The following is an 18,048-nucleotide window of genomic DNA, read 5'->3' as shown; positions in this document are numbered from 1 at the left end:
ACAAAGAATTTTCTTAAGAATCAAGCTACACTAAAAACATCACAGATACAGGAGGAGACAGATATGATCATAGGGGTTCCTAAAGAGATAAAAAACAATGAAAACCGCGTTGCATTAACACCTGGAGGCGTTTCTCAGCTCATTTCAAACGGCCATCGGGTGCTGGTTGAAACAGGCGCGGGCCTTGGAAGCGGATTTGAAAATGAAGCCTATGAGTCAGCAGGAGCGGAGATTATGGCTGACCCGAAACAGGTATGGGACGCCGAAATGGTCATGAAGGTCAAAGAACCGCTGCCGGAAGAATATGTCTACTTCCGCGAAGGGCTTGTGCTGTTTACGTACCTTCATTTAGCAGCTGAGCCTAAGCTGACACAGGCCTTGAAAGATAAAGGGGTTACGGCGATCGCATATGAAACGGTTAGTGACGGCCGGACATTGCCGCTTCTGACGCCGATGTCAGAGGTTGCAGGCAGAATGGCAGCGCAAATCGGAGCGCAATTTTTAGAGAAACCTAAAGGCGGTAAAGGCATTCTGCTTGCCGGAGTGCCAGGCGTTTCCCGCGGAAAAGTAACGATTATCGGAGGAGGCGTAGTCGGCACAAACGCGGCGAAAATGGCTGTCGGCCTCGGGGCAGACGTGACCATCATCGACTTAAACGCAGACCGCCTGCGCCAGCTTGATGACATCTTCGGCCATCAGATTAAAACGTTAATTTCTAATCCGGTCAATATTGCAGATGCTGTGGCAGAAGCGGATCTTCTCATTTGCGCGGTCTTAATTCCGGGAGCTAAAGCTCCGACTCTTGTCACTGAGGAAATGGTCAAACAAATGAAACCGGGTTCAGTGATTGTTGATGTTGCGATCGACCAAGGCGGCATCGTCGAAACTGTCGACCATATTACTACACATGATCAGCCGACATATGAAAAACACGGCGTTGTCCACTACGCTGTGGCGAACATGCCGGGCGCTGTCCCTCGTACATCAACAATCGCCCTGACTAACGTTACTGTTCCATACGCGCTGCAAATCGCTAACAAAGGGGCAGCAAAAGCGCTCGCAGACAATGCGGCACTGAGAGCTGGTTTAAACACAGCAAACGGACATGTGACCTATGAAGCTGTGGCAAAGGATTTAGGATATGAGTATGTTCCTGCCAAGAAAGCTTTAGAGGATGAGTCATCTGTTGCGGGTGCTTAATGACATTGAGCTTGCAGAAAGATTTCTGCAGGCTTTTTTTTCTTTTTAAAAGGAAAAAAGAGACCATTTCACGAACTAAAACAATGAAACTTGATCATAAAGGAGGCTTCATATGGCTGTTCAGCAATATGGCGTGTTAAAAGGCATTGTCTTAGATATGAAACGGGAAACTGATGATGACAGTCCTCATTTCCAAGTCAAAGTGCTCGGTGAAGAGAATACGTATTACAGGTGCGCCATCAATGTGATGTCCAGTTCTGAGGAATCTGAGGTATTGTATTTGGCTGACGATCAGTTTGATTCAAGCTCCATTACGATCCTTCCGAACATGCCGTATGGATATACAAAGATCAATGAGGGAAACCGTGAAGTGGCGCTCGATTATGTGCGGGGCAATTTGTTTGATCCGCGGGAAATGAAGCCTTTGCCGCATGAAATCACGGGACCTGATAATGATTTAAATGATTTTATTGAAACGTATATGAAGAAAGCGCAAGAAGAGAAAGCACCAGTTTATATATTCGGTTCAAAATTCGGGCCGGAACAGGCTGCAGATAAAATATTCGGTTTTACCCCGACCAACGGCATGCACAATATCCATATGAATCAAGGGAATGCAATGGATAGCCGCTGGAAAAAAGACAACGGCTCTTGGCATGACGGAGGCATTCTGATTCAATTCGCCGATCAGTGGGCCGCTGTGTTTTTAGCATTTTTATCTCAATCTTGGTGTACGGATGAAAACGGAAACCCGGTCAGAGATTGTGATCATACCCAAACGTCTGCGTAAATAGAAAAAGAGGCTGCGGCAAGCAGTCTCTTTTTCATGCTATTACACATTTTCAACAGGCTTTAGGCTGTTGGGCCTCATATCGCTCCAATGCGATTGGATATAGACCAGACAAGCTTCACGCCCTTTTTGCTCATGAACGACTGTCCAGCCGCTCGGCACATCTATAAAACCGGGCCATAGGGAATATTGGCCCTCTTCATTAATCAGCACCAAATATGTGCCATCCGCATTTTCAAAAGGATTTGCCATCTCTTTCTTCCCCCTTATTTATTCATCTCTTCCAGTTTGACAGCGAGAACCTTGCCGATTTGAGCGAGCGGTTCCGGCTGACAAAGATCTTTATGGCGGCAGTCAATGTCGATTTGTTCAATTTGTCCGTTAATATAAGGCTTCCACGAATCCGGTTCAATCGGATCAAACCATTCAGGTATGATTGTTGATCTGAAAAACAAGACATTTCCACGGAAGGTTTTCGGCTTATATGAGCCTAAAATGCCGACAGAATTGACATACGTATTCTTTAGATTTAAAATGACTGATTCATCCAGGCTTGCAAGCGCGCTGCCGTCACGGCGAAGAATCTCAATTGCCGTTTCAAAATCAAGCGGTTTGTCCCCTAGGCTATCTGGGTCGTACCCGCCTAACGCCAGAAGGGCAATTAGCGCTTCCTCATCATCTGGCGCCTTTTTTATAGGAAGGAAATGGTTCGGATAGGCGTCCAGCATCACCAATAGGGATACTTCTTCCCCATGATTTTGCAGCTGGGTTGCCATCGCTTGAACGACATTCCCGCCCAGAGACCAGCCTAGCAGATGGTACGGGCCTTTCGGCTGGACCGTTCTGATTTGTTCAATGTAATCGGCAGCCATGTCATCAAGTGTTTTCGGAAGCTCTTCCCGCTGTCCGATTCCCCGTGCCTGCAAGCCGTAGATCGGATAATCTGTTCCTATGTTTGTCATCAAACCGGCATAGCACCAGCTGAGTCCGCCTGCCGGATGCACACAGAATAAAGGAAGCTTGTCTCCGCTTGTTCGGAGCGGCAGCAGAACGTCGAGTGCGCTTTGGCTTGAGCCCATCTCAAGTCTTTCTGCAAGCCCGGCTACAGTCGGCGCTTCGAATAGGTTTCCGATGCTGAGTTCTACGCCTAGTGCTTCGCGAATGCGGCTCATCAGCTGTACAGCAAGCAAGGAATGTCCGCCTAAATCAAAGAAACGGTCATCAATGCCGACACGCGGCAAGTGAAGCACCTCCATAAACAGGTCACAGAGGATTTCTTCCTGCGGCGTTCTCGGTCCGCGTCCTGTCACTGCCGCTGCGAAATCCGGAGCGGGCAGCGCTTTACGGTCAAGCTTTCCATTCGGTGTCAACGGCAATTCTTTCATCGTTACAAAGGCAGAAGGCACCATGTAATCTGGCAGTCTCTCAGCAGCATATTTGCGCAGTTCCGCCGTATCAATTGTGTCTTCTAAAGAAGGTATGACATAAGCTGCCAAACGTTTATCTCCCGGCTGATCCTCACGCACGATTACTGCCGCATCTTCAAGTCGCGAATGCTGAACTAGCGCCGCTTCAATTTCTCCCAGTTCAATTCGGAAGCCCCGAATTTTCACTTGGTGATCGGCACGGCCGACATAGTCAAGAGAGCCGTCAGCGCGGAGACGGGCCACATCCCCAGTGCGGTACATTCGGGTACCCGGAGGACCGAACGGATCAGCTATGAAGCGGTCCGCTGTTAATCCAGCCCGGCCTAAATAGCCTCGTGCCAACCCCGCTCCTGATACATACAGCTCTCCAGCAACACCCGGCGGGACCGGCTGCAAGCGCTCATCCAGCACATAAACACCAAGATCGGGAATGCCGCAGCCGATCAAGCTGTTTGCCCGTAAAGCTGCCATGCTTCGGTCTAATTCGATATAGCTCACATGCACAGTCGTTTCTGTAATACCATACATATTGATAAGCTGCGGTCTATTTTCAGGGTGGCGGTAATACCAATCCTCTAAACGGCTGAGTTCTAGCGCTTCTCCGCCAAAAATGATATAGCGCAGACTGAGCGCCTGACCGAGATCCGATTGCTCCCGTTCCGCCTGCATTAACTGATAGAAAGCAGATGGTGTCTGATTCAGAACGGTCACACCCTCTTTTACCAGCAGGCGCAGAAACGCTTCTGGCGATCTGCTGACGTGATGTGGCACGATCACAAGACGTCCGCCATGCAGCAGAGGACCCCAAATCTCCCACACCGAAAAATCAAACGCATAGGAATGGAACATGGTCCAGATATCGTCTGAGCTGAAATGGAACCAGTGATCAGTCGCTGCAAATAAACGCGTTACGTTTTGGTGAGGAATCATCACACCTTTAGGAACACCCGTTGAGCCTGATGTATAAATGACATACGCCGTATTCAAAGGAGAAAGCGGCTGAATTCTATCCGTATTGCTCGGATTCTCAGCTGGGTATGTGTTTAGTTTCTCTGCCAGTTCGGGATCATCCAACACGATTCTCGGCACGTTTTCCGCTGGCGGAATGTACTCTGCAGCTTTTGTGTTCGTCATGATAAACGCCGGCTGCGCATCTTCCAGCATAAAAGCGATTCGGTCAGCCGGATAGTCAGGATCGAGAGGCAGATAAGCCGCGCCGGCTTTCAGCACCGCTAATAGCCCGACAGCCATTTCCAATGACCGAGGAAGTGCCAAAGCCACAAATTGCTCCGGTCCGACGCCTTCGCTGATCAGCATTCGGGCAAGCCGATTTGCTCTTTCATTCAGCTCTGCATAGCTCAGTGACTGATCTTCACAAACAACGGCAATGGCCTCAGGACTTAAAACAGCCTGCTTCTCAAACTGCTCCGGCAAACATGCATGCGGAATCTTTTCAGAAACACTTTGCCAATCTGTCACCATGCTGCTGCGCTCCTCCGGTGCAAGGATGTCCAGATTTCCAATTTGCTGGTCAGGATCAGATTCGGCAGCCTCCAGCAGGCGCATCAGACGGTCAGCAAGAGCCTGAGCAGTTGCCTGCTTGAAAAGATCAGTGCTGTACTCGAGCAGTCCTTCCAATCCGTTTGGAGTCCCGTCAGCAAGACGATTTTCACTGATTTCCAGCGTCAAATCAAACTTGGCAGAACCGACACTGTGGATCCGCAGGCTGCTTTCCATGTCAGGAAGATTCAGTTCAGCGTCCGGTGTGTTTTGGAACGCAAACATGATTTGGAATAAAGGATGCGTCCCACGCGAACGAGCCGGATTGAGCACCTCTACGAGTCTCTCAAACGGCAGATCCTGATTTTCATAGGCTGCCAGATTCACTTCCCGCACTCTGTCAAGAAGCTCACGGAAGCTTGGGTCACCGGACGTATCGGTTCTGAGCACCAGTGTATTGATAAACAGTCCCACAAGATCGCCTAGCGCATCATCATTCCGCCCCGCGATCGGGCTGCCGATCGGAATGTCAGTCCCCGCCCCGAGTCTTGTCAATAAAGCTGCGAGACCAGATTGAAGCACCATAAACAGGCTCACTCTATTTGCGCGAGCCAGATCCTGCAATCGCTTGTGCAGCTCAGGCTCAATGCGGAAATGAATCGTATCCCCATCATGACTCGGTTCAGCCGGACGTGAATAATCGGTTGGCAGTTCAAGCTGATCAGGCAGATTCTTCAAGGTTTCTTTCCAGAAAGCAAGCTGTCCGGCAATCAAACTATTTGGATCATCCCCGCTTCCAAGCAGTTCTTGCTGCCAAAGCGCATAGTCTGCATATTGCACAGTAAGGGGCGCCCATTCAGGAGCTTTTCCGTAACAGCGAGCCGCATAAGCCGCCCCAAGATCGCGGGTCAGCGGTGTTAAGGACCAGCCGTCCCCAACAATATGATGCACGAGGAGAAGCAGCACGTACTCGTCAGGACCGATGACAAAAAGCTCAGCACGAAAAGCAGGTTCAGCTGCAAGATCAAAACTGTAGCGCACAGCTTCAGCAAACCGCCCAGAAAGCTCCTTCTCATCAATTTCTGTAACATGTAAAACAGGCCTTGCTTGATCAGCGTCTAAAATATGCTGATAAGATGTCCCCTGTGATTCAGGGAAAATCGTCCGAAGACTTTCATGGCGGCAGACGAGATCATAAAGTGCCGCTTGCAGCACTCCTTGGTCCAGCTCACCCGACAGACGGACAGCAACCGGAATATTATAAGTAGGACTAGGACCTTCAAGACAATGGAGGAACCATAGCCGGCGCTGGGCAAAAGAAAGCGGAATTCTTTCAGGCCGCTCAGCTCTCTGCAATGCGGGACGTGCACTCTGCGCCTGATCAAGATGGGCAGCGAGTCCGGCTACTGTCGGTTCGTCAAAGAGCTTGGCAATACCGAGTTCGGCTCCCATTACCTCGCGAATGCGGCTCATCAGACGTGCTGCAAGAAGCGAGTGACCGCCCAGCTCGAAGAAACTGTCATCGATGCCGACGCGTGCCAAACCGAGAACCTCGGCAAACAAGTCACACAATATCTCTTCCTGCGGAGTCCTCGGCCCCCGATCGCTGACAGATGTGCTAAAATCAGGCGCCGGCAGTGCTTTCCGATCGAGCTTGCCATTAGGTGTTAATGGCAGTTCGTCCATCTCCATAAATGCTGCCGGCACCATATAATCAGGCAGACTGGCACCCACATAACGGCGAAGGTCGGCAGTATCAATAGCTGAAGCAGCGACTACATATGCCACCAATCGTTTGTCTCCCGGCTGATCTTCCCGAACGACAACCGCGGCCTGTTCGATGTCCGGATGCTTGGCAAGCACGGCATCAATTTCTCCAAGTTCAATTCGGAAGCCGCGAATTTTAATTTGATGATCCGCCCGTCCGATATAATCCAAAGACCCATCAGCGCGCCAGCGAGCCTGATCTCCGGTCCGATACATCCGAGCCCCCGGTGGTCCGTATGGATCTGCAACAAAACGCTCAGCCGTTAAATCAGGGCGGCGGAAATAACCTCTAGCCAAGCCGGTTCCTGCAATATAAAGCTCTCCGACAACTCCCGGCGGCACCGGCTGCAAACCGTTATCAAGCACATATACCTGCGTATTCCAAATCGGTTTGCCAATTGGCGGAACGCCCTTCAGCCCTTCTTCCAGAAAAGCTGTTGCAGACCAAATCGTTGTTTCAGTAGGCCCATATAAATTCGTGACTGAACAATGAAGCTTTTGAAGCGCCTGCAAAAGGCCACTCGGCAGCGCCTCGCCTCCAACAAGCACTCTGAGCCCCCGAAGTGTCTCAGGTTCATTCGTCACCAGAGCATGCCATAGTGTCGGTGTCGCCTGCATAATGTCGATATCGAAATATTCAATCATTTTGGCTAATGCCTGCGGCTCACGAATCGTTTCTTTCTTTGCGATCACGATTTGCGCCCCACTGATAAGCGGGAGATATAACTCCAATGCCGAAATATCAAAAGCGACAGTCGTCACAGCCAACAGCCTGTCTTCTTCTCCTAGAGAAAATGCCTCCTGCATGGACAGCAGAAAATTACTCAAGCTTTTCAGCGTAACAACGACACCCTTCGGCCTTCCTGTTGATCCTGAGGTATAGATGATATACGCAGGATGGGCAAGAGAAACCGATACATTAGGATTGTCAGGCGAATAACGTTTTACAATCTCCTGCGTCACAGTCTGATCAAGCACAAGCTGCGGAACAGACAGGCCATCAGGCAAACGGGCTGCTATTTCCTCAGTCGTTATGATGCATGAAGGTTTCGCGTCCTCGAGCATGTAAGAAATTCGGTCGGCCGGAAACTCCGGATCAAGCGGAAGATACGCCGCACCAGTCTTTAGTACAGCAAGCATCGAAGCTACCATCTCTGGGGAACGCGGCAGCGCCAAAGCGACAAATTGCTCCGGACCAAGCCCTTTTTCGATCAACAGATGCGCGAGGCGGTTTGCCTTTTCATTTAGCTCTTGATAGTTTACTTGAACGTCATCACATATGAGAGCGATACGTTCAGGCGTAAGGATTGCCTGCTTCTCAAACATATCCTGAAGGCTGAGCAGCTTCTCAGATTTTGCCGTCTTATTCCATTCACTAATGACTTGTTTTTTCTCCTCTGGCAATAGAAGCTCCATTTGCCCAATCAGCATGTCCTCCCCGGCAGAAGCCGTTTGCAGCAGCTGTAAGATCCGCTGCTGATGAAGTTTAATATCAGACTCGCTGTATACCTCAGGATTCGCATCTACATCAATCCGCAGACCGCTGCCGTCCGTTCTGTCATATACATTGATTGATAGATCATCGACAGGACCAGCTGAAAGGTTATGCGTTGTTCCTTGGGCCCCGGCAAAGTCAAGACCGTAATCAAACGGCATGAGGTTGATTTGCGGGCCAAATAATCTATGGTTTTCTCCTATCAATTTCAGATCACGCCGAAGCTCTTCATGGCGATACTTATGATGTCTCCGAATACTGCGGATTTCCCGGGAAATTTGCTGAATAAGTTCAGAAAAGCTCATTGAAGAGCTTACAGACAGCCGGAGCGGGAGAAGGTTCATCACCATAGCCGGCACATTCAGTGATGCGGACCCTATCCGTCCCATCATGGGCAGACCGAGCACAACATCCCCAGAGCCGGTCATCCGGTGCACATAAACAGCTGACACCGCAATCACAACTTCATGCCAGCTTCCTGAGAAATAGCGCGCCGATTCTTTCAATGCGTTCACATCAGATAGAGGCAAATACGCCGTTTGGCGAAGAAAACTGTTAGATGTTCTTGGCGCCCGGTCAGCTAAACTCACAACTTCTGGTCCATCAGCAAAACGATCCAGCCAGAATTGGCGATCCTTCTCATACTGCTCTGATGCGCGATAATCTGTATCCTCCTCCAAAATGGCCTGAAGCGACCCAAAGGAACGATCTGTAACTGATTGTCCTTTCATAAGCGCGGTATACGTACTTGCCACACGCTGGGCAATCAGGGAAAAGCCGAAGCCGTCAATCGCAATATGGTGAATGCGCTGATACCAAAAGAAACGATCAGGCTCGGCTATAAACAGAGCTTCATTGAACAAAGGATCATATCCTAAATCGACCGGCTTTGCCAAATCTGCTTTCATCCAGTTTAATGCTGTTTTTTCCGGATCAGGTTCAGAGCTGACGTCAATGACGTGCAGCTGTACATCCGGAGACGGGTTTATCATCTGCCAAGGCCCGTCCATATTTTCACCGAAGCGGACATGCAGCGATTCCGCTTCCTTTATCACGTGCCGCAAAGCTTCTTCAAAAAGAGCAATATTGATTGGTCCATTGATTTCTATATATTCCGCTGTATTGTAGATTGGATTGTCCGGATCTAGCTGCTGAGCAAACCATATGCCGGTTTGCGCGCCGGTCAAAGAATATTGAAGGTCTTTTGTATCAGGCATCCGTTTGTTTACCCTCCTTTTATAAATAATCCGCGTTTGGCAACACTTGCTGGCTGCGGGTTGTGAGCAGTTTCTGCCATTCTTCGATCGTCGGGCGTTCAGCCAGTTCCACGAATGTCACCTCTGCTCCTTCACGCCGCCATTGTTCTACCAATGTCATAATCCTTACCGAATCTAGCCCACGGTCGAGCAAATCCTCTTGATCCGTAATATCTTCAGGTGTTTCTTGAAGAAGCTCAGCAATTTGTTTACGGATCTTCTCACATGTAAACACTTCTTTGCCAGTGTTTATTGACGTTTTTTGAGCGTCTGCCGGCGCATTCTTCAGCTGATCGAGAAGACTGTCAGTCATCACGGTAAACGCACAGCGTCCAGCCGCATAGTCCAGTGCCATTTGATGTTTTTCTAATGAAAAATCAGCAACTGCATCTCCCACAAAAAAGGCTTCGATATCCTCCATAAATGCTTCACATGCTGTAACGAGGCAGCCAATATGGGCATAAATCCCGGAAATGATCAGCTGATCGCGTCCCTTTTTGCGCATAATCTCAAGCAGATTCGTTCTCTTAAACGCGCTGTATCTCCATTTTGTCAGGACAAGATCAGCTTCTTCCGGTGCCAGTTCGGTTATAATTTTCTCCTCATAAGGGCCGCTGCTTAATCCCGGACCCCAAAAGTCTGTCAGCAGCGCACGATCAGCCGGATTTTGGCTTCCTGGCTGCGCAGTATAGACAACAGGAATCCCAAGCTGGGCACATTGATCCTTCAGCTTCCGTATATTTGCTGAAAGCTCTGTTACCGGAGAGGCTCCCGCTGTGAAAGCATCGACAAAATAGTTTTGCATATCGTGTATTAACAGAACTGCCCGATTTGGATCAGGCACCCATGTAACTTTGTTTTGTGGCATATAAGATGCTGTCGGCATTTGATACGGCTGAATGGCAGGTATAGCCATTTAGAACACTCCCTCTCAAATTGTTGTTTGTTTTATTTTTTTGATCCTGCAAGAAGCTTCTCGGTAATGGCTTCACGAAGCGCTTTTTTGCTGACTTTCCCTACCCCTGTCTGCGGAAAGGATTCGACAAATTCAATGCGATCGGGGATTTTGTATGCCGCCAGTCCGCGCCCTCTCAAAAAAGCTTTGAGCTCTGCGGCTTTCGGGGCTTCAATCCGGGGAATAATGAACACACAAGATCTTTCGCCAAGAAATTGGTCAGGCATTGAGACCATTGCGGCATCATGGACAGCCGGATGAGCCAGAAGATGATTTTCTACCTCTTCAGCCGCCACTTTTTCTCCCCCGCGATTAATTTGATCCTTCGCCCTGCCTTCAACGACAATATAGCCGTCTGATGTCAGCCTGACGATATCACCCGTGCGGTAAAAACCGTCCTCAGTAAAAGAAGCAGCATTATGCTCTTCTGCTTTATAGTAACCCCGAATCGTGTACGGCCCCCGTGTCAGCAGATGCCCTGTTTCACCAGGTTTTACGTCACGATCCTGGTCATCCCAAACACGTACTTCATCATATGGGGACATCGGTTTTCCTTGGGTGTTGATAATGACCTCCTCAGGGTCATCCAGTCTTGTATAATTGACGAGACCCTCTGCCATTCCGAACACCTGCTGCAGCGTGCAGCCGAAAACAGCTTTAACCTTGCTCGCAGCTTCAGCACTGAACTTGGCGCCGCCGACCTGCAGCACTTGAAGGCTGGATAGATCGTCATCGCGTGAGGATGCCGCATCCATCCATACCATTGCAAGGGGCGGAACAAGAGCGGTAATCGTGACTTGCTCCCGTTCAATCAAAGGAAATGCGTCATCAGGACTTGGTGAAGGAGATAATACCACTCTTCCTCCGGCGTATAACACGCCGAGAACCCCAGGTGAGCTCAGCGGGTAATTGTGCGCCATCGGCAATGCTGCCAAGTACACCGTGCTGTGGTCGAGCCAGCAAACTTCTGCACTCCGCCGCAGACTGTATATGTAGTCATCGTGTGTCCGCGGGATCAGTTTTGATAAGCCGGTGCTTCCTCCAGAAAGCTGAAGGAACGCCACATCAGAAGATTTGACTTCAGGCAGTTTTACAGGTTCTGTATGCAAATCCTCCAGCGGCAAAAATTCTTCTGCCTTCCCTGAGACAATGACGTGTTTCAAAGTCGGCAGTTTGCTTTGAACCTGTCTGGCAAGTGAACGGTAGTCAAAACCGGAATAAGAGTCGGGAATAATATAAGCAGCCGCTTCAGCAAACTCGCAAAAATATGTAATTTCACTGCTTCGATGAGAAGGCAGTGCAAAGACCGGGAGCGCCCCCAGACGGAAGAGCGCGAAAATGACTTCAAAAAACTCTGCGATATTCGGCAGCTGCACCACGACACGATCCATCTGTTTAATGCCGAGCTTCTGAAATCCAGCAGCCAGACGATCAGCCCTCGTATCAAGCTCTTGATAGCTCCAATGGGTGTTTCCGCAGGTAATGGCAATGCGATCGCCATGTTTAGCAGCCCGGTCCCTTAACAAATCTCCAAACGTCTCGCCGGCCCAGCAGCCGTTCTTCCGATATGTCTCAGCTAACTCTTCAGGCCAAGGAGTAAATCCATTCAGCATCTTGTATCCCTCCAGCAATTCATTATGATCATATGTGATTCACGCCCATTGCCCGCAGCATTGTCCGAAACTTCGCGGATGTCTCTTGGAGCTCGTCCTCGGGTTTTGATCCGGCAACAACACCAGCTCCTGCATACAGGCGAAGTGAGCGTTCTTCCGCCTCTGCACAACGGATCGTCACGATCCATTCTCCGTCACCAGCGTCGTCACACCAGCCGACCATGCCGGTAAAGAAATCTCGGTCAAACGGTTCAATGCTGAGAATCGCTTCTCTTGCAAGGTCAGTCGGTGTTCCGCAGACGGCCGGCGTCGGATGGAGCGCCGCTGCCAATTCCAGTGCGGTCACAGACGGATCGGAAAGCTCTCCCTTAATCACGCTGGACAGATGCCACATCGTCTCCGTTTTAATTAGTGAAGGCTTTTCCGGTACATCCAGCGTCCGGCAGAAAGGCCGCAGCGCTGCCGCAACCGCGTCAGCTACAACCGCGTGTTCGTGGAGATCCTTTGCGGAAGAAAGCAATTCATCAGCCCGGCGCTGGTCTTCAGCAGGATCGTCACTGCGGGGCCTTGAGCCGGCTAATGGATTGGAAACGACCTGAGTTCCCATTCTTGAAACGAGAAGCTCCGGACTTGCACCGAGCAATGTTCGGCGGGAAGTCGTTTCCGCTTCGCTAGACGACACGTCCGCGGCAAACGTGTAGCCATGTGTGTTATGCTGCGCCAGATGGCGAAGCAGTTCATCCGTTTGAATCGGTTCAGAGGAAGTCAAATGCAGCGATCTGGACAGGACGATCTTGCTGAGAGTCCCATCGGCAATGCGTGCCAGTCCTTGTTCGACACCATTTTTATACCCCTCTGGTGCAGGAACAGGTTCTATGTGGTATGTATGCTCAGGCTGCTGTTCCTTCTCCGCATGATCAAATTGAAGCGGTCCTGACCAGCGCACTTCTTCAGGAACAACGAGCCGAGCTGCTTTTACATGATCAAAAGGAACGGCTCCGACAACAAGCGGACGGCTTTGCCCTGATTGCTTTGCTTGATTCAGCGTCTCTGCGATACGGCCAGAAAGGGTTTCTATTTGGTTTTGTCCGTTTGCTTCCGGTACGATTTCACATATGCCTTTCGCTAACAGTACGCGATGAGGAGAAGCTAAGAAAAAAGCCCCCGGCTGATACTCATGAAGCAAATGCTCTGCTTTTGTTTGTGATATAACGTTTTGTTCCAACATTCTCATGAACCTCCTTTAAAATGAGTTACACGCCTAAGGTCGCGCCGCCATCTACGCATAAATTATGCATCGTAATATGCCCTGCCTGGCCTGAAACCAAAAAGAGCACGGCATTCGCAATATCCGAAGGCTGAGCCAGTTTTTTGAGCGGGATACCTGTTTTAAATGTCTCAAGTGATCCTTTTATGACTTGCTCCGCTCCGTTTTCATCGGCCCATAATGACCACTGCATGTCTGTTTCCGTTGATCCGGGAGACACAATATTGCAGCGAATATTATATTCTGCAAGCTCAAGGCCAAGGCATTTCGTAAACATCACTGCCGCAGCCTTTGAAGAGGCATATGCCGCCATAGATGTCCTTGGCACACCGGCAGCATTCGATCCGACCGTTACAATCGAACCCGATCTCCTGTCCATCATATATTTGCTGACTGAACGCGAAGCGTTAAATACACCAGTTGAATTCACTGAGAACGTGGCCTCCCATTCCTCATCGCTGAGTGAATGGATCAGTCCCGGGCGAAGAACACCCGCTACATTCACCAAAATTTCGATCGGCCCCATTTCACGTTCGATGCGCGCCGTGATCTCGTCAATCGCCGCGCTGTCTCTCACATCTGCCGGAAAAGCTTCCGCATGGCAGCCTTCCGCTTTGAGGCTGCTCACAACCTTTTCAAGCTTTTCAGGATTATAATCAACTGCCGCTATATGCGCGCCTTGATCGGCAAGCTTCCGCGCAACAGCTTCGCCTATCCCTTGGGCAGCCCCTGTTATAAAAGCAATTTTGCCCTTTATACCCATTGCATTCATGTCATCAATTCCTTTCTTCGCTTCAGATGCCGTACTGACATCCAGCGAAAAAGACTGTTGCGCCTTGAAAAGAAAAACGCAATTCGTTGATAATGATTATCATTATCAATTATAAAAATAATCATATCCAAATGTCATGTGACAGTCAAATATAATTTCAGTGACGAATATTTTATTTTTAGAAGCAAGGCTGAGAATGTCTCAGCCCTTTGACATATGCGGTCCGTCAGGGTGAAGTGCAAAACGCAGCGCCCGGCTGACCAAAACAGGAAGAACCGAAATATGTCCTTCTCCTGAAAACTCACAAAATTCTGCCCGTATGCCTTGTTCAGATAAAACGGCCAGCCGCTCGTGAAGCTCCCTCGCATTCTCGTTCATCCGGCTTTTATGGTGCTGCTCCAATTCTCCTGCCGCAATCAGGAGATTGATAGGCTGATTGTTTTTCTTGAAGCGGGAGGCGAAATGGTCCGCTTTCTCGAGAATAAACGGTTTATTCCAATGAATGGACGGACTTCCCGCGATATAGGTTTGAAACGCATCCGGCTTTGTTAACAGCACCTGCAGCACGAACAGCCCGCCAAGTGAGTGTCCAAAGATCGTTTGTCTGTTTCTGTCAATCTGGTAATCTCGTTCTATCTGCGGTTTTAGATCCTCCTCAATAAACCTGAAAAAGCTCTCTGCTCCGCCATGCTCCGGCCAATCTTTTCCGTCTGGCCTTTTCGGCAGCTTCGATTGAGCTGTCGGCATTGTAAAATCCCGGTGACGCGCTGAGGAGAACGGTTCTGCTGTCTCATAGCCAATGCCGACGATCACAGCAGGGACCACTCCGGTTTTTTCAGGACGGCGCCCCTGTATTCGAACGGCCTCCGCCATCGTTCCGAAGACAGAATTGGCATCCAGCAGATAAATAACCGGATAACCAGCGGGCGGCGGCGGCGTACTCGGTTTCGAGATAAAAATTTGATAGGCACGGTTTTCATTGCGTGAAGACATCATACGCACTTCCGTACCAGGAATGGTAAATGCGTTTTGTGTCCCGCCTTTCGCCCGGTCTGTTTTCTCATTCATGCAGTACGACATTCCTCTCCTTAAACTAAGTCACAATGTATGATAATGATTTTCACTATCAACTAGACACCTCAAATAATAGGTTTTCTTCCAGAGAAAGTCAACTTTTTCCTAAATAAAAAAGGCACCTTCATCAAATAAGGTACCTGAAGACTATCAATATGGAAGTAAAAACCTGATAAAGATGCAGATTGTCCTGCTTGAAATAGAACCTTAATCCCATGTAAACCTTTGATTTTGCCAAGGATCGCCTCTCATGTGATAGCCGTTCTGCTCCCAAAAACCCGGGTGATTCTCTTTCGTAAATTGGATGCCGCGCAGCCACTTGGCGCTTTTCCAAAAATATAGATGCGGAAACACGCCCCGCAGCGGGAAGCCGTGTTCAGGCGTTAAAGGGGCGCCATTATGCGCATAAGCCAAAAGTGAAGTTTCAGCCAAAAAATCATCAAGCGGCAGATTGGTCGTCCAGCCCTCTTCCGCATGTAAAATGACGTAGCCCGCTTCTTCTTTTACACCTGCTTTTTCCGCTATATCACGAGCCCGCACGCCTTGCCATACATTATCAAGCCTTGACCAGCCAGTGACGCAATGGATGTCATTTTTCGATTCGTACTGAGGAAAAGCTTTGACATCTTCAAAGCTTAGCAGCATCGGATGGTCAACCAATCCGTATACTTGAAGATTCCATTTGGCCATATCCTCATAATACGGTACATTTCCCGTATGAAGCACAGGAAATGAGGTTGTGACGTTTTGGTTTGGCGGGACTCTCCCAGATTGATCGGATTGTTTTGTTTTTCCGAAATACATACAGAACCCTCCTTTTTGTTAACCTCATTTTAATTTTCGTTGACAATATATCCGTTCTTTATTACTCTATGATTGTGTATGTAAACCTAAGGGGGAACAACAATGAAACAACATAAACTTCGTGCGGGAGATATGGCGTTGATCGGCATGTTCGCCGCACTTATGGCTGTCGGCGCCAACATTACATCAGTGGCACCCTTTTTACAAGTAGCCGGCATTCCGCTGTCGATGCAGCCGTTTTTCTGTCTCTTGGCAGCCATGCTTCTCGGCAGCAAAAGAGCAGGTATTGCCATGATTGTATATGCACTTGTCGGATTGGCCGGTGCACCTGTGTTTGCCCAATTTTCAGCGGGCTTCGCACCGTTTGCGGGAAAAAGCGGCGGGTTTATTATCTCATACATCCCTGCAGCATTTGCAGCTGGATGGTTCTTAGAACGCAAAATTCAGCCGAGTAAAATCCGATTTTTGATTGCTTCTCTTATTGGAACAGCCATCATGTATATCATCGGGACTACCTATATGTATCTTGCACTGAAGCTGTGGATTCATACGCCTGTGAGCTACGGCACGGCTTGGGGCTTTATGACTTGGTTTATGGTAAAAGACACAGCGATGGCTGTGATACTGGCGTTTATCGCACCTGCGATCTACCGTTCTATTCATAAAGCAACCGGCTTTAACAGAAATCACATATCGTCCACGTAAAAACCGTTCTATTGGACGTTTTTTTATCATAGCGAGAAAAGGCTCCCCAGTAAGGGGAGCCTTTTTCCTATAAAACAAGCGCCGCAATCCAGCCAAAGATGATAAGCGGGATATTATAAAATAAAAATGTCGGCACACAAGTATCCCAAATGTGGTGATGCTGGCCGTCCGCACTTAAACCTGAAGTCGGTCCAAGTGTGCTGTCGCTGGCAGGTGAACCGGCATCGCCAAGCGCAGCAGCCGCTCCGATAATCGCAACCGTTGCCATAGGGCTGAATCCGAGCTGCATGCAAAGAGGCACAAAGATCGTTGTGATAACTGGAATCGTCGCAAAAGAAGATCCGATTCCCATTGTAATGAACAAACCGACAATCAGCATCAGCAATGCGCCCACTAACTGACTGTGCCCCATAATGCCAGCTGCTGTTTTAACCAGTGACTCGACATCTCCGGTTTTCGTCAACACATTTGAAAATCCGGCTGCAACGAGCATGACAAAACCGATAAAGGCCATTAAAACCATTCCGTCAGTAATCAGTGAGTCCGCTTCCTCACGCTTCATCACACCGCTGACAAACAGGATAACCAGACCTGCCAGCGCCCCCATAATCATCCCTTCTACTCCCAAAGTCTGAGATAAGTAGAGCTGGACGCCGAGTGATACTGCGATGGCAAGCACCGCGATAGCCAGGCTTTTTTTCGTATATGGAGAAGCGTTCGCACCAGATATGTCTTTTGTTTCGTATGTTTTCGGTTTACGAAATACGATGGTTGATAAAATCAGACCTACAACCATACCCGCAACCGGGATCATTAAGGCATAAGGAATATCACCGAGAGATACGTTTAATCCGGCGTCCGCCATATTATCCTTCAGCATCCCCTGGAAGATTTGGCCGAAACCAACCGGCACTAAAATATAAGGTGCCGTTAAACCGAATGTAATCACACACGCGATCAGACGGCGGTCCATTTCAAGTTCATTAAAGATTTTCAAAAGCGGCGGAATCAGCACTGGGATAAATGCGATGTGAACCGGAACCACGTTTTGCGAAAAACAAGATATGATTAAAATAATAAGCACGATCAGCACTTTGGACAGTGCTTTTTTGCGGGTGTCCTCTTTATTTCCGATTAATTTAACGGAGGCTTCCACCATTGCGTCCGGAAGACCCGTTTTCGTTAAAGCCGCAGCAAACGCGCCGAGCATGGCGTAGCTGACTGCAACGGTGGCATTTCCGCCGAGCCCGTCCGTAAAAGCTTTAACCGTTTCTCCAAGCCCGAGCCCGCCTGTTAACCCGCCAGCCAGCGCCCCTATGATTAATGCGATAACGATATTGACACGCAGCAGGCTTAAAACAAGCATAAGCAGCACTGCGATGACGACTGCATTCATGATAACCCTCCAAAAAATCCTTTAGTT

12 protein-coding genes are annotated in these 18,048 nt (G+C 49.2%); 3 read left to right on the top strand and 9 right to left on the bottom strand.

All coding sequences use genetic code 11. From position 1 onward, the window contains the following. Positions 1-63: 63 nt before the first annotated feature. Positions 64-1,200 carry an alanine dehydrogenase gene (ald, locus tag Q5C82_RS12070; protein WP_003220655.1) on the top strand — a complete coding sequence of 379 codons (1,137 nt, stop codon included), beginning with the start codon at positions 64-66 and terminating at the stop codon, positions 1,198-1,200. A 112-nt stretch (positions 1,201-1,312) separates the two neighbouring features. Then, a complete protein-coding gene (locus Q5C82_RS12065; protein WP_003220653.1) occupies positions 1,313-1,990 on the top strand; it encodes a YukJ family protein in 678 nt (225 codons plus the stop codon). Positions 1,991-2,032: 42 nt separating this feature from the next. Here Q5C82_RS12065 and Q5C82_RS12060 read toward each other — a convergent pair whose 3' ends face one another. From Q5C82_RS12060 to Q5C82_RS12025, 8 genes are all read right to left on the bottom strand, one after another. Continuing rightward, entirely contained in the window at positions 2,033-2,242 is a 210-nt protein-coding gene (locus tag Q5C82_RS12060) for an MbtH family protein (RefSeq protein WP_003220651.1), read from the bottom strand. 14 nt (positions 2,243-2,256) lie between these two features. After that, positions 2,257-9,396, bottom strand: coding sequence for a non-ribosomal peptide synthetase DhbF (gene dhbF, locus Q5C82_RS12055; protein ID WP_003220649.1), 7,140 nt, complete (start codon positions 9,394-9,396; stop codon positions 2,257-2,259). A 19-nt stretch (positions 9,397-9,415) separates the two neighbouring features. Then, a complete protein-coding gene (locus Q5C82_RS12050) occupies positions 9,416-10,351 on the bottom strand; it encodes an isochorismatase (protein ID WP_003220646.1) in 936 nt (311 codons plus the stop codon). Between the two features lie 32 nt (positions 10,352-10,383). Next, complete coding sequence (locus tag Q5C82_RS12045) at positions 10,384-12,003, bottom strand: (2,3-dihydroxybenzoyl)adenylate synthase (RefSeq protein ID WP_003220643.1); 1,620 nt, start codon at positions 12,001-12,003, stop codon at positions 10,384-10,386. Between the two features lie 28 nt (positions 12,004-12,031). Then, entirely contained in the window at positions 12,032-13,231 is a 1,200-nt protein-coding gene (gene dhbC, locus Q5C82_RS12040; protein ID WP_003220642.1) for an isochorismate synthase DhbC, read from the bottom strand. A 25-nt stretch (positions 13,232-13,256) separates the two neighbouring features. Further along, positions 13,257-14,042, bottom strand: a complete 786-nt coding sequence (locus tag Q5C82_RS12035; protein ID WP_003220640.1) for a 2,3-dihydro-2,3-dihydroxybenzoate dehydrogenase — start codon at positions 14,040-14,042, stop codon at positions 13,257-13,259. 201 nt (positions 14,043-14,243) lie between these two features. Beyond that, positions 14,244-15,110, bottom strand: a complete 867-nt coding sequence (gene besA / locus Q5C82_RS12030) for a ferri-bacillibactin esterase BesA (protein WP_003220638.1) — start codon at positions 15,108-15,110, stop codon at positions 14,244-14,246. 213 nt (positions 15,111-15,323) lie between these two features. Further along, complete coding sequence (locus Q5C82_RS12025) at positions 15,324-15,920, bottom strand: sulfite oxidase-like oxidoreductase (RefSeq protein WP_003220636.1); 597 nt, start codon at positions 15,918-15,920, stop codon at positions 15,324-15,326. 102 nt (positions 15,921-16,022) lie between these two features. On the opposite strand from Q5C82_RS12025, the gene Q5C82_RS12020 reads away from it, so the two are divergent. Then, positions 16,023-16,625: a biotin transporter BioY gene (locus Q5C82_RS12020; protein ID WP_003220634.1), complete on the top strand. Its 603-nt coding sequence runs from the start codon at positions 16,023-16,025 to the stop codon at positions 16,623-16,625. Between the two features lie 67 nt (positions 16,626-16,692). Here Q5C82_RS12020 and Q5C82_RS12015 read toward each other — a convergent pair whose 3' ends face one another. Beyond that, on the bottom strand, positions 16,693-18,021 hold the full coding sequence (locus tag Q5C82_RS12015) for a Na+/H+ antiporter family protein (protein WP_003220631.1): 1,329 nt from the start codon (positions 18,019-18,021) through the stop codon (positions 16,693-16,695). Between the last annotated feature and the right edge of the window lie 27 nt (positions 18,022-18,048).

The organism is uncultured Bacillus sp., assembly GCF_958411575.1.
GTDB lineage: Bacteria > Bacillota > Bacilli > Bacillales > Bacillaceae > Bacillus > Bacillus spizizenii.
This window is presented reverse-complemented; position numbering and strand designations above follow the sequence as displayed.